We start from the raw sequence: 13,226 nt of genomic DNA on the forward strand, positions 1-13,226 counted from the left end.
CTGCAGCCGGCCTGTTTCGCCTCACGGCGCAAGCAGGCCGGCCGCACCGGGACGAGAGATCAGAGCTCGTCCAGGAACTGCTCCACAAACCCCCGCATCCTCTCCTGGCGCGCCTGCGCCATGGCTGCACCGGCCGCCGTCTGGAACCCGTCCTGCAGGCGGAACAGCTTGGCCGGGAAATGATCCAGCGCATAGCGCGTATCCTGCAGCGGCCGTTGCTGCGCCTGCGGATCGAGTGCTTCGTAGAGGCTCGAGCCCATTCTCCCCGCCACATAGAAACAGCGCGCCACGCCGATGGCGCCGATGGCGTCCAGCCGGTCGGCATCCTGCACGATCTTCGCCTCCAGCGTCAGCGGCGTGACCTGCGCCGAATAGCTGTGGGCCTGCACGGCATGGGCCACGCGCTGCGCGTCCTCCTGCGTCCATCCCCGTGACAGCAGGATCTCCTGTGCGCGTTGGGCAGACAGCGTGGAAGCCTGGCTGCGCAGCGGCGAATTCTTTTCCACCCGGACGCAGTCATGCAGGATGACGGCCGCCAGCAGAATGCGCAGGTCGCCGCCCTCCTCGGCCTGGAGGCGGCGGGCATTGTTCCATACGCGCAAGAGATGCGAGAGGTCATGCGAGCCATCGCCAGCGTCATCCTCGACCTGCGGCAACAATTGCGCAGCCAGCGTGTCGAAGGGGCGGAAGGCGGCGGCAACCTGGGAAAGATTCATGATTCAAACAGATACAAGGGTGACAATTCATCAGTATCGCAGATCAATCGCAGGGGCCGGAAAACGCGGCGTGGTTCACCATTCCGATTTTCCGACAAGTGTTTTCCCAAGGCTCTGCTACACGCAAGCCGTTCGCATGTGAGATGATGCGGCTTCCATCAATTTCGCGGCCTGCCCCGGGATCACGATAGCGGCCCTGCTGCCGCAGCGATCTGCCCGCCGCGCATGAACGGCATACCGCACGCGCAACATTCCCTTCCGGTACGCCACAGTAACAACGCCCGACCGCGCCGCTACGCTGGTGGCTGCCTCGCTGGCAGCCTGCCTGGCGCACCGCCGTCGGCCCTGATCCGATTTTTGGAGTTCCCTGATGTTCAGCTGGTTTGAAAAACTGGTCCACCCCTATCCCGAGTCGCAGCCGCTGCCGCCGCCGCGCGGCTTCATGCGCTTCATCTGGTTCTGTACCAAGGGCGTGCGTCCCTATATCGCCGCCATGACCCTGATGACGGCCATCATCGGTGTCTTCGAGGCGCTGCTCTTTGCTGCGCTCGGTCGCATCGTCGACTGGCTGGCCAAGATCGAGCCGGCGCAGCTATGGACACAGGAAGGCCATACCCTGGTGTGGCTGGTGGTGATCCTGGCGGCCAGTCCGCTACTGATCGCGCTGCAGACCATGTACAAGCACCAGACCCTGGCGGGCAATTTCCCCATGCTGCTGCGCTGGAATTTCCATCGCCTCATGTTGAGCCAGAGCATGAGCTTCTACCAGAACGAGTTCGCCGGACGGGTGGCCACCAAGGTCATGCAAAGTGCGCTGGCGGTACGCGACTTCTGCATGATCGTGGGCGACATCCTGGTCTTCATCGCCATCTACTTCGCCACCTTGATCGGTGTGGTCGGCAGCTTCGACATGTGGATGCTGGCTCCCTTCTTCGTCTGGCTGGCCGCCTTCGCGGTGGCGCTGCGCTACTTCGTGCCGCGCCTGTCGGCCGTGGCGCGCAACCAGGCCGATGCGCGCTCGCTGATGACCGGGCGCATCACCGATGCCTATACCAACATCGCCACCGTGAAGCTGTTCTCGCATGCCGGGCGCGAAGCCGATTACGCCCGCAGCGCCATGCGCGAATTCCTCACCACGGTCAATCGCCAGATGCGCCTGGTGTCGGGCTTCGAGGTGGTCAATCACATCCTGAACATGGTGCTCATCATCGGCGCCACCGGGGTCTCGCTGTATCTGTGGACCCAGGGCAAGGTCGGTGTCGGTGCGGTGGCAGCCAGTACCGCCATGGCATTGCGCCTGAACGGCATCGCGCATTGGGTGATGTGGGAAATGTCATCGCTGTTCGAACACGTGGGCACGGTGCAGGATGGCATCAATACGCTCGCGCGTGCGCACGAGGTCAAGGATGCGCCGGACGCCAAACCGATCAAGGTCAGCCAGGGCGAACTGCGCTTTGAAGGGGTCAGCTTCAGCTATGGCGGCTCGGCCCCGCGCCCGGTGGTGGACAAGCTGGACCTGGTGATCCGCCCCGGTGAGAAGATCGGCCTGGTAGGCCGCTCCGGCGCGGGCAAGTCGACCATCGTCAACCTGCTGCTGCGCTTCTACGATATCGAGGGCGGCCGCATCACCATCGATGGCCAGGACATCGCCCACGTTACCCAGGACAGCCTGCGCGCGCAGATCGGCATGGTCACGCAGGACACCTCGCTGCTGCATCGTTCGGTGCGGGAGAACATCACCTATGGCCGTCCCGATGCCAGCGATGCCGAGATGATCCACGCCGCTGAGCGGGCCGAGGCGCATGACTTCATCGGCACCCTGGCCGATGCCAAGGGCCGTACCGGTTACGATGCGCACGTGGGCGAACGCGGCGTGAAACTTTCCGGTGGCCAGCGCCAGCGCATCGCGATTGCCCGCGTGATGTTGAAGGATGCCCCCATCCTGCTGCTGGACGAAGCCACCAGTGCACTCGATTCGGAAGTGGAAGCGGCCATCCAGACCTCGCTCTACAAGCTCATGGAAGGCAAGACCGTGGTGGCCATTGCGCACCGCCTCTCCACCATTGCGGCGATGGACAGGCTCATCGTGCTGGACCAGGGCCGTATCGTCGAGCAAGGGTCGCACGCTGAACTGCTGGCGGCGGGTGGCTTGTATGCGCGCTTGTGGTCGCATCAGAGTGGCGGCTTCCTCGGTGAAGAGGAAGAGGATGCCGCCGAGATGGCATGACCCCGGATCGTCAAACATCCAATCGTTATAAATGATTTAAATCATTGATGGCCGTTGCAAAAAAAATGGGCGCACTGTCGAGTGCGCCCATTTTTCATTCCTGCCCGGCTTTATTGCAGATTGAACGAAGCCGTCTTCACATCCTTGGAATCCAGTCCGATCTGCACCTGGAATTCACCCGGCTCGGCCACGTAGTCCAGCTTGGCGTTGTAGAAGGACAGCGCCTTGCGGTCAATGCTGAACTGCACCTCTTTTTCTTCACCCGGCTGCAGCATCACCTTGCGGAAATCCTTCAACTCCTTGACCGGGCGCACCACGGATGCGGCCACATCACGGATGTACAACTGCACCACCGTAGCACCTGCGCGGCGGCCCGTGTTCTTCACCGTCACGCTGGCCTGTACCTTGCCATCGGCCGTCATGCTCGGCTGCGACAGACGTACTTCCGAGAGCTTGAATTCGGTGTAGCTCAGACCGTATCCGAACGGATACAGCGGGCCATTGGGCTCATCGAAGTACTGCGAGGTATAGTTGCCCGGCTTGCCCTCGGTAAAGGGACGGCCCACGCGCGGATGGTTGTAGTAGCTCGGGATCTGCCCGACCGAACGCGGGAAGGTGATGGGCAGCTTGCCGGACGGATTGACGTCGCCGAAAAGAAGATCGGCAATCGCATTGCCGCCCTCGGTACCGGTGTACCAGGTTTCCAGGATGGCCGAGGCATTCTCGCGCGCCCAGTTCAGGTCCAGCGGACGGCCATTCATCAGCACCAGCACCAGCGGCTTGCCGGTGGCCTTGAGCGCCTTGAGCAGATCAAGCTGGCTCTGCGGCAGCGACAGCGAGGTGCGGCTGGAGGATTCGTGCGACATGCCGCGCGATTCGCCTACGGCGGCCACGATCACCTCCGCATTGCGCGCCGCCTTCACGGCTTCATCGATCATGGCCTTGGGGCTGCGCTTGTCCTGCACCACTTCCGGATCATCCCAGTTCAGGAAGTTGAGGTAGTCGACGATGTGCTTGTCTTCGGTGATGTTGGCACCGCGTGCGTAGACCAGCTTGCCCTGCCCGCCCATGGCCGCCTGCAAACCCTGGCGCAAGGTGATGGTCTGCTTGTCCTTGCCCGCAGCGGACCAGCTGCCCAGCATGTCGATGTGCGAATCGGCCAGCGGGCCGACCAGTGCAATGCGCGCATTCTTCTTCAGCGGCAGCGCGGCATTGCGGTTCTCCAGCAGCACCATGGACTGCTGCGCCACTTCGCGCGCATCGCGGCGATGCAGGCGGCTGTCGGCATAGACGTCGGCCGGATCATCGGCCGCACGGCCAATGCGCACATACGGATCCTTGAACAGGCCCAGGTCGTACTTGGCCCCGAGGATGTCGCGCACGGCGTTGTCGAGTTCCTGCTGAGAGACCTTGCCCGAGCGCACCAGCTCCGGCAATTGCTTGATGTAGACCTGGTCGGCCATGCTCATGTCGGTACCGGCTTTCATGGACAGGCGCGCGGCTTCGGCATCGTTCTGCGCCACGCCATGATTGACCAGTTCGGTGATGGCACCGTGGTCAGACACGGTCAGGCCCTTGAAGCCCCAATCGCGGCGCAACAGGTCCTGCAGCAGCCAGGTGTTGGAGGTGGCCGGTGCACCGTTGATGGAATTGAGCGCCACCATGACCGCCCCTGCGCCTGCATCGATAGCGGCACGATACGGCGGCAGGTAATCGTTGTACATGCGCTGCGGATCCATGTTGACGACGTTGTAGTCGCGCCCGCCTTCGACCGCACCGTACAGCGCAAAATGCTTCACGCTGGCCATCACGCGGTTGGCGGCAATGGGCTTGGTGTCGCCCTGCAGGGCGCGTACCGAGACCTCGGCAATGCGCGAGACCAGGTAAGGATCTTCACCAAAGCCTTCAGACGTGCGCCCCCAGCGCGGATCGCGGCTGATGTCGACCATCGGCGCGAAGGTCATGTCGATGCTGTCGGCCGCAGCTTCCTCGGCGGAGATGCGCATGGCGCGCGCAACGGTCTCCATGTCCCAGCTGGAGGCCAGCCCCAGGCCGATGGGGAAGGTGGTGCGGTGGCCGTGGATGACGTCATAGGCGAAGAACATCGGGATCTTCAGCCGCGAGCGCATGGCGCCCTCCTGCAGCGGCCGGTTCTCGGGACGGGTGATGGAATTGAAGGTGCCACCGACACGGCCGGCGGCCAGTTCCTCGGCCAGCTTCTTGGCCGGCATCTCGGGACCGATACTGATGAGCCGCAACTGCCCGATCTTTTCTTCCAGCGTCATCTGGCGCAGCAGGTCATCGATGAAGGCAGTCTTGTCGCCGAGCAAGGCGGGATTGGCTTGCGCATGGGCAGCCGGGCCGGTGAGCACGGCGCTGCAGGCCAGCGCGCACAGCGTCATGGCAAGAGCCAGGCGCGGACGGCGCGCGGGCGCGGCTTGCCGCTTGGTAAGCTGGTGGGGCACGGGTTTCCTCTCTCTTTTTTAAACTTTGGCGGCGGTCTGCCCTCTACTCTGTGACCTGCACAAGCGGGACAGCAGCCGGGGCGGCGGGAGCAATTATTGCTTGCATTGTTTGATGCTTAGCCAGCCGGACGGTTCGCTATATTATTCTGTTTTGATGCCTGCGGGACACGCAGGCGCATGGCGGCGTCGAAGGTTCTCCTGCCTGCGCGCCGTTTCTTCGTGGAGAAATGCATTGATCAGACATGGATTGAAATGGCCCCTGCTGCAGGGACTGGTGCTCTCGGCGACCCTGCTGGCGGCTTCCGCACAGGCACAAAGCGCGCAGGGCTTCGACCTCAACCAGGCCGTGGCGCGCGCCAGGGAAATGGCCGCCAAACCCTACCAGAAACCGGTGAGCAATCTCTCGCCGACCTTCGCGGCGATGCAGTTCGCCGATTACATGAAGATCCAGCCCAAGAGCGAGAAGTTCGAATGGCGCGACCAGAAGACGCCCTTCAAGCTGGCCTTCTATCACCAGGGCATGCAATTCAATGCCCCCGTGGCGATCCACGAGATCATCGATGGCCGCGTGCAGGATGTGGGCTACAGCACCGACCGCTTCAACTTCGGTGACCTGGCGCTGGCCAAGGACAGCACGGCGCACCTGGGCTATGCGGGCTTCCGCGTGGTCTATCCGCTCAACCGCGATGACAAGGAAGATGAAGTCATGAGCGTGCTGGGCGCGAGCTACTTCCGCGTGATCGGCAAGGGACAGGTGTACGGACTCTCGGCGCGCGGGCTGGCCATCGATACGGCCATGATGAGCGGCGAGGAATTCCCGAACTTCACCGAGTTCTGGATCCAGCGTCCGGCCCCGGGCGAAAAGCAGCTGACCTTCTACGCGCTGCTGGATTCGCCGCGCGCAACAGGCGCCTACAAGTTCACGCTCACGCCCGGCAAGGATGCCCTGCTCGATGTGCAGGCCCGCGTGTTCCTCCGCGCTGATGTCGGCCGCCTGGGCATTGCGCCGCTGACCAGCATGTTCCTGTTCGGACCGAACCAGCAATCCTCGCGCCGCAACTTCCGTCCGGCCATTCATGATTCCAACGGGCTGGCGATCCATACGGGCAATGGCGAGTGGCTGTGGCGTCCGCTGAACGATCCGCAGAACGTGGAGGTGAGTTCCTTCGAGGTCACCAATCCGCGCGGCTTTGGCCTGTTGCAGCGCGGCCGTGAATTCTCTTCCTATGAAGACCTCAAGGACCGCTACGACCTGCGTCCCTCGGCCTGGATCGAGCCCAAGGGCGACTGGGGCAAGGGAGCCGTGCAGCTGGTCGAAATCCCCACGGCCGATGAGACCAACGACAACATCGTGGCCTACTGGGTGCCTGCGCAACAGCCGGCACGCGGCACGCCGCTGGCCTATGACTACCGCATCCATTGGACCATGGATGAGCCCGCCATCCTCAACAATGAAGTCGGCTGGGTCAAGCAGACCTTCCATACCGATGGTGAGCTCACGCAAGCCAACCTGATCCGCGCCTTCGACGGTACCACCGCCCTGCTGGTGGACTTCACCGGTGGCCCGCTGGGCTCGCTGCCCGCCGGAACGGCGGTACAGCCGCAGGTGAGCGTTTCCAACAATGGCGAACTGATCGATGCCCAGCTGCAGCCCAATCCGGCCATCAACGGTTGGCGCCTGACGCTGCGGGTGAAGATTCGCAACGTGGCCCAGGCGGTGGAATTGCGCGCAGCGCTGACCGCCAATGGCAAGCCGCTGACCGAGACCTGGAGCTATCAGCTGCCGCCGCGTTCGGATGTGCAGCGGACTTTCTGATGTCGCCGTAAATTATTTATATCAATAAAAAGGGGCTGTTCCGAATGGAGCAGCCCCTTTTTCTTTGATGCGTAAAGATGACGCGATCAGCTCTCCACCGACTCCCCGCGCAGGCGCGCGATGACGCCATCGAGCGCATCGAGGTCATTGAAGTTGATGATGAGCTGGCCCTTGTTGCGGGCACCGGTCTTGATGCTGACCTGGGTAGCCAGCAGGTCCGAGAGCTCTTCTTCCAGGCGCGCGATATCGCGCGACTTGTCCTTGGCTTCGCGCGGCTTGGCAGCCTGCTCGGCGCTGGCGCGGGTGACCAGTTTCTCGGCATCGCGCACCGACATGCGCTTGGCCACGATCTGGTTGGCCAGCTGGATCTGGGTCGCCGAATCGACGGCCAGCAGCGCACGGGCATGGCCCATGTCGATGTCGCCAGCCATGAGCATGGTCTGCACCGGCTTGGCCAGGTTCAACAGGCGCAGCAGGTTGGAGACGGCGCTACGCGAACGTCCCACGGCCAGGGCCGCCTGCTCGTGGGTGAAGGCGAAATCGGTGATGAGGCGATGGATGCCCTGGGCTTCTTCCAGGGGATTCAAGTCCTCGCGCTGCATGTTTTCGATCAGGGCCATGGCGGCCGTGGTCTGGTCGTCCACGTTCTTGACCAGCACCGGCACCTCGGTCAGGCCGGCGATCTTGGCGGCGCGGAAGCGGCGTTCGCCGGCGATGATCTCGTAGGTATCTTTCCCGTTCTTCTGGCCGATGGCGCGGATCAGGATGGGCTGCAGCAAACCCTGTTCCTTGATCGAGGCCGCCAGTTCATTGAGCGCCCCTTCATCCATGCGGGTACGCGGCTGGTACTTGCCGGCCTGCAGTTCGGTCACGGCCATTACCGTGGGCAAGCCCTGCGCGGCTTGCGTCTGGGCTTCTTCGGTGATGTCGGAGGAGCCGCCGAGAAGCGCGTCCAGTCCGCGTCCCAGACCCTTGGATTTTTTCGGTAGAGTTGCCATGCGATTGCCTGATGAAAACGATGCGTGATGACGATGCGGGTTACAGCGCGAATGACTGCGCGAATTACAGCGTCTTGATGCGCTCGACCATTTCTGCGCCGAATGCGATGTAAGCCTGTGCGCCCTTGGACGAAGGATCGAAGGTCACACCAGGCAGACCATACGACGGCGCTTCGGCCAGTCGCACATTGCGCGGGATGACGGTCTTGAAGACCTTGTCGCCGAAGTGCTGTTCCAGCTGGTCCGAGACCTGCTGCGAGAGCGTCATGCGCGGATCGAACATCACGCGCAAGAGGCCAATGACCTTCAGCTCCGGGTTCAGCTTGGCATGCACCTTCTTGATGGTGTTGACCAGGTCCGACAGGCCTTCCAATGCGTAGTACTCGCACTGCATCGGGATGATGACGCCATGCGCCGAGCACAGGCCGTTCAAGGTCAGCATGGACAGCGCGGGCGGGCAGTCGATGAGGATGAAGTCATAGTCCTCGGCGACGGCGGCGAAGGCGATTTTGAGGCGCGCTTCACGCTGTTCCAGTTCCACCATTTCCACTTCGGCACCCGCCAGCTCGCGGTTGGCGGGCAGCACGTCGAAGCCGCCGGCCTCCGAACGCTTGCGCACGGCGCGGATGTCGGACATGCCCAGCAGCACTTCATAGATCGAGGCTTCCAGCGTCGCCTTGTTGATCCCGGCCCCCATGGTGGCATTACCCTGCGGGTCGAGGTCGGCCAGCAGCACGCGCTGGTTCAGTTGTGCCAGTCCAGCCGCGAGATTGACTGCGGTAGTGGTCTTGCCTACGCCACCTTTCTGGTTGGCGACACAAAATATTTTTGCCATAGTTCGTTCTTATAAGTGCGTTATTGCGTGGTCAACTTGATGCCGAAACCGATCAGGAATACGCCGGCTGCCCGTGACGCCAGCTTGGCGATGGTGCGATTGCGGGCCATGCGGCGCGCGGCGGCATTGCCGACGATGACCAGGATGCTGCCATACAGGAGGGTGCAGCTGCTGATGACTGCGCCCATCGTGAAGAAGGTCAGCGCGCCTTGCTGCGTGGCCGGATCCAGGAACAGCGGGAAGAAGGCCATGTAGAACACGATGGCTTTCGGGTTGAACAAGGTGACCAAAAAGCCGCGCCGGAAGTCAGCGGCATTGGAAAAGGGTACGACTGTACCACCGCCCTCGCCTCTTGCAAACAGGAGACGTCCGCCCAGGTAGGCCAGATAGGCCGCGCCCAGGTATTGCAGGCCGTGGAACAGCAAGGGATTGGCATGCAGCAAGGCAGCCACGCCGGCCGCGGCCATGAACATCAGTACGATGTCGCCCAGCATGAGACCCGCCTGCGCCATGAAGCCGCCGCGCAAGCCGCCCTTGGCCGCGCAGGTGAGCACACAGAAGGTACCGGGACCAGGCAGGAGCAGGAACACCATGGTGGCCGCAATCAGTTGCCAGATGTCGGTGATGCCGAGGGTGTGAAAGATCGCCTGCATGGTGGGTCTCCTTGAATGTGAGCGGCCCGGGTTGCTGCCCGGGCCGCTGGCCTGATGTGAGCTACCGGCTTACGGCTTGCTCTTGACCACCCGCGCGGTATCGAAACCTTGCTTGGTGGCGTTGTTGAGTGCGTTCTCGTATTGCTCGTCACTGATGGTAGGCGTGCGCGAGAGGATCCACAGGTATTCGCGCGAGGGGCTGCCCACGGTGGCCAGGGTGTATTGATCGTCCAGGTCCATGATCCAGTAGTCGCCCCACACCATCGGTACCCACGACAGCCAGGCCGGCGCAAAGCGCACTTCCAGCTTGCTGTTGTTGCTGCCCGGGACCACCCGCGCCACGCCCTTGGCTTCATCCATGCCGTCGGCCGTCTTGCAGCGGTTGACGACATCGATCATGCCATCATCGCGCGCGGAATATTCAGCGCTGGTGCTGGAAATGCATTTTTTCTGGAAGCTGTTGGGAATCTTGGCGATTTCGTACCACTTGCCGGCGTAACGCTTCAGGTCCACCGAGGGCACCGTCTTGACCTCCTGGGCGCTGGCCGAAGCCATGCCCAGGCCGCCATAGGCTGCCATCGAGACCATGGTGGCCACCAGGGCCAGTTTCAGTTTATTCATCAGGTCGTTCTTTCCATGAAGATGAGATGCCGTTCGGCATCCAGGCCCGGTACCTGCAGGGGCTGCACTTGCTGCACCTTCCACCCCGCCGGCAACCGGTCGATTTCCTCCTGCGGCAGCACGCCCTTGAGGGCGATGTACTTGCCACCTTGTTGCAGGAGGTGGTTCGACCATGTGACGAAGTCCTTCAGTTCCGCAAAAGCACGCGAGGTGATGACATCGTATTGTTGCTCGACAGGCAACTGCTCGACCCGCGCATGCAGCACCGAGACATTGCCCAGGTGCAATTGGGCCTTCACCTGATTGAGGAAGGCGGTTTTCTTGGAGACCGTATCGACCAGGGTAATCTGCATCTGCGGCTGCGCCTCGGCGGCCCAGATGGCCAGCACGATGCCCGGCAGGCCGCCACCGGCACCCACATCCAGCACACGCTGGGCACCCGCGAAGGCCGACACCGCCGAGAGCGAATCGAGCAGGTGGTGCGTCACCATCTGCGCCGGATCGCGCAAGGCCGTCAGGTTGTAGACCTTGTTCCACTTGGCCAGCAGGGCCTGGTAGGCCATCAGCTTGTCGATCTGGGCAGCGGACAGCGCCAGGCCCATGGACTTGGCGCCTTCCTCCAGGGTGCGGGTCAGATTGTTCAGGTCTGCAGTGTTGCTCATCCGTGATGCCTTGGTATTGATCTGGTTCGGGACTGGGGTCCGGTATTTTTCTTCACGCAGCCTGGTTGTCGGTGCCAGCCGCCTGTTTCAGGCCGCCCTTCTTCAGGTGCACCAGCAGCAGCGACAGTGCCGCCGGGGTCACGCCGGAGATGCGGGAAGCCTGGCCCAGGGTTTCCGGGCGATGCTTGTTGAGCTTCTGGCGCACTTCGATGGAGAGGGCCTTGACGTCCATGTAATCGAGGTCGGCCGGCAGCTTCAGGTTTTCATTGTGATCCTGGCGGCTGATCTCATTGGCCTGGCGCGCGATGTAGCCGGCGTACTTGACCTGGATCTCTACCTGTTCACGCACCGGGCCATCTTCGATACCGGGGCCGGCCAGCGCCTGGCCTTCTGTGCCGGTCAGGCCCATGAGGCTGTCATAAGTCACGTTGGGACGACGCAGCAGGTCCAGCAGGTTGTATTCGCGCTCGATGGCCTTGCCCAGCACGCGCTCGGCTTCAGCGGCGGCCAGGATGCGCGGGTTCACCCAGGTCGACTTCAGGCGTTCCATTTCACGTGAAACGGCTTCGCGCTTGCGCTCGAAGGCTTCCCACTGCGCATCGCCGACGCAGCCGAGTTCGCGGCCGATTTCGGTCAGGCGCAGGTCGGCATTGTCTTCGCGCAGCGAAAGGCGGTATTCGGCGCGGCTGGTGAACATGCGGTACGGCTCCTGCACGCCCTGGGTGACCAGGTCGTCGACCAGCACGCCGAGGTAGGCTTCATCGCGGCGCGGGGTCCAGGCTTCACGTCCCTGCGTCTGCAGGGCGGCGTTGATGCCGGCCAGCATGCCCTGGGCGGCCGCTTCTTCATATCCGGTGGTGCCGTTGATCTGGCCGGCGAAGAACAGGCCTTGGACCTGGCGGGTTTCCAGCGAGGACTTCAGGCCGCGCGGATCGTAGTAGTCATATTCGATGGCGTAGCCGGGGCGCAGGATGTGGGCGTTTTCCATGCCCTTCATCGAGCGCACCAGTTCCAGCTGCACGTCGAACGGCAGGCTGGTGGAGATGCCATTGGGATAGAACTCGTGGGTGGTCAGGCCCTCGGGTTCCAGGTAGATCTGGTGCGAATCCTTGCTGGCGAAGCGGTGGATCTTGTCTTCAATGGAGGGGCAGTAACGCGGGCCCACGCCTTCGATGACGCCCGTGTACATGGGGCTGCGATCCAGGCCGCCACGGATGATGTCGTGGGTACGGCTGTTGGTATGGGTGATCCAGCACGGCATCTGGCGCGGGTGCATGGCGGCGTTGCCCATGACGGAGAACACCGGTACCGAGTCCAGGTCGCCGGGCTGCTCTTCCAGGATCGCCAGGTTGATGGTGCGGCCATCGATGCGCGGCGGGGTGCCGGTCTTCAGGCGGCCCTGCGGCAGCTTCAATTCCTTGAGGCGTGCCGACAGCGAGACCGCAGGTGGATCACCGGCACGGCCACCGGAATAATTGTTCAGGCCCACGTGGATCTTCCCGTCCAGGAAGGTCCCGGCAGTCAGCACCACGGCACGGCCGGCAAAGCGGATACCGGCCTGGGTGATGGCGCCCACGACGCGGTCGCCTTCCAGCATCAGGTCGTCCACGGCCTGCTGGAACAGCCACAGGTTCGGCTGGTTCTCCAGGCGCGAGCGGATCGCCGCCTTGTACAGGATGCGGTCAGCCTGGGCGCGGGTGGCGCGCACGGCCGGCCCCTTGGAGGAGTTCAGGATGCGGAACTGGATGCCCGCCTCATCGGTGGCGATCGCCATCGCCCCACCCATGGCATCGACTTCCTTGACCAAGTGGCCCTTGCCGATCCCGCCGATGGAGGGATTGCAGGACATCTGGCCCAGGGTTTCGATGTTGTGCGTCAGGAGCAGGGTTTTCTGGCCCATGCGTGCTGCGGCCAGTGCAGCTTCGGTGCCGGCGTGACCGCCGCCAACGACAATGACGTCAAATTGTGTGGGGAATAGCATGATGCGGGCCTCGCGTAGAGGTGAGAACAGAGGCGAGATTATAAGACCTTTTATCTGGCGGGGTCGGAGGCGGGGTCGGTAGCTGTTGGTTTACCGCACTTACCTGCCCTGCTGGACACTATCGGCGGGCGAATTCGATAGCGTTAGCTGATCAATGAAACATCGGTCGGGATTGTTTCACGTGAAACAGCGGGCTGGCTTTGGAGGTTGAAGTCGGAATATGAATAAAAAAACGGAGCATCGCGCTCCGTC

At 62.7% G+C, this 13,226-nt stretch carries 10 protein-coding genes; 2 read left to right on the forward strand and 8 right to left on the reverse strand.

All coding sequences use genetic code 11. The features are described from left to right. Window positions 1-59: 59 nt before the first annotated feature. Window positions 60-716, reverse strand: a complete 657-nt coding sequence (locus CEJ45_RS20605; protein ID WP_088756945.1) for an HD domain-containing protein — start codon at window positions 714-716, stop codon at window positions 60-62. Between the two features lie 370 nt (window positions 717-1,086). Between CEJ45_RS20605 and CEJ45_RS20610 the strand changes: the two genes are divergently transcribed. Further along, the gene (locus CEJ45_RS20610) at window positions 1,087-2,943 is read left to right on the forward strand and encodes an ABC transporter ATP-binding protein (RefSeq protein WP_088756946.1); all 1,857 of its coding nucleotides are present in this window, start codon (window positions 1,087-1,089) and stop codon (window positions 2,941-2,943) included. 110 nt (window positions 2,944-3,053) lie between these two features. Here CEJ45_RS20610 and bglX read toward each other — a convergent pair whose 3' ends face one another. Continuing rightward, window positions 3,054-5,408, reverse strand: a complete 2,355-nt coding sequence (bglX, locus tag CEJ45_RS20615; RefSeq protein ID WP_088756947.1) for a beta-glucosidase BglX — start codon at window positions 5,406-5,408, stop codon at window positions 3,054-3,056. Between the two features lie 259 nt (window positions 5,409-5,667). Here bglX and CEJ45_RS20620 point away from each other — a divergent pair, with 259 nt between their 5' ends. Then, on the forward strand, window positions 5,668-7,224 hold the full coding sequence (locus CEJ45_RS20620; RefSeq protein ID WP_088756975.1) for a glucan biosynthesis protein G: 1,557 nt from the start codon (window positions 5,668-5,670) through the stop codon (window positions 7,222-7,224). An 86-nt stretch (window positions 7,225-7,310) separates the two neighbouring features. Here the strand turns inward: CEJ45_RS20620 and CEJ45_RS20625 are convergent, their stop codons facing one another. The 6 genes from CEJ45_RS20625 to mnmG all read right to left on the reverse strand — a co-directional run bounded on the left by CEJ45_RS20625 (window position 7,311) and on the right by mnmG (window position 12,974). Next, on the reverse strand, window positions 7,311-8,222 hold the full coding sequence (locus tag CEJ45_RS20625) for a ParB/RepB/Spo0J family partition protein (RefSeq protein WP_088756948.1): 912 nt from the start codon (window positions 8,220-8,222) through the stop codon (window positions 7,311-7,313). Window positions 8,223-8,286: 64 nt separating this feature from the next. After that, entirely contained in the window at window positions 8,287-9,057 is a 771-nt protein-coding gene (locus CEJ45_RS20630) for a ParA family protein (RefSeq protein ID WP_088756949.1), read from the reverse strand. A 20-nt stretch (window positions 9,058-9,077) separates the two neighbouring features. Beyond that, window positions 9,078-9,710, reverse strand: a complete 633-nt coding sequence (gene leuE, locus CEJ45_RS20635) for a leucine efflux protein LeuE (RefSeq protein WP_088756950.1) — start codon at window positions 9,708-9,710, stop codon at window positions 9,078-9,080. Window positions 9,711-9,779: 69 nt separating this feature from the next. Then, window positions 9,780-10,331: a lipocalin family protein gene (locus CEJ45_RS20640; RefSeq protein WP_088756951.1), complete on the reverse strand. Its 552-nt coding sequence runs from the start codon at window positions 10,329-10,331 to the stop codon at window positions 9,780-9,782. Beyond that, window positions 10,331-10,993, reverse strand: a complete 663-nt coding sequence (rsmG, locus tag CEJ45_RS20645) for a 16S rRNA (guanine(527)-N(7))-methyltransferase RsmG (RefSeq protein ID WP_088756952.1) — start codon at window positions 10,991-10,993, stop codon at window positions 10,331-10,333. Before rsmG ends, CEJ45_RS20640 begins: the two co-directional genes overlap by 1 nt. Window positions 10,994-11,045: 52 nt before the next feature. After that, window positions 11,046-12,974 (reverse strand): tRNA uridine-5-carboxymethylaminomethyl(34) synthesis enzyme MnmG, encoded by a 1,929-nt coding sequence (mnmG, locus tag CEJ45_RS20650; protein ID WP_088756953.1) that lies wholly within the window; start codon window positions 12,972-12,974, stop codon window positions 11,046-11,048. Window positions 12,975-13,226 lie beyond the last annotated feature (252 nt).

The sequence above is a fragment of the Herbaspirillum aquaticum genome (assembly GCF_002213425.1).
Classification (GTDB): Bacteria; Pseudomonadota; Gammaproteobacteria; order Burkholderiales; family Burkholderiaceae_D; genus Herbaspirillum; species Herbaspirillum aquaticum.

Coding starts and splice junctions, on each gene's coding strand:
- CEJ45_RS20605 (WP_088756945.1), bottom strand. CDS start 716: ATGAATCTTTCCCAGGTTGCCGCCGCCTTCCGCCCCTTCGACACGCTG.
- CEJ45_RS20610 (WP_088756946.1), top strand. CDS start 1,087: ATGTTCAGCTGGTTTGAAAAACTGGTCCACCCCTATCCCGAGTCGCAG.
- CEJ45_RS20625 (WP_088756948.1), bottom strand. CDS start 8,222: ATGGCAACTCTACCGAAAAAATCCAAGGGTCTGGGACGCGGACTGGAC.
- CEJ45_RS20630 (WP_088756949.1), bottom strand. CDS start 9,057: ATGGCAAAAATATTTTGTGTCGCCAACCAGAAAGGTGGCGTAGGCAAG.
- leuE (WP_088756950.1), bottom strand. CDS start 9,710: ATGCAGGCGATCTTTCACACCCTCGGCATCACCGACATCTGGCAACTG.
- CEJ45_RS20640 (WP_088756951.1), bottom strand. CDS start 10,331: ATGAATAAACTGAAACTGGCCCTGGTGGCCACCATGGTCTCGATGGCA.
- rsmG (WP_088756952.1), bottom strand. CDS start 10,993: ATGAGCAACACTGCAGACCTGAACAATCTGACCCGCACCCTGGAGGAA.
- mnmG (WP_088756953.1), bottom strand. CDS start 12,974: ATGCTATTCCCCACACAATTTGACGTCATTGTCGTTGGCGGCGGTCAC.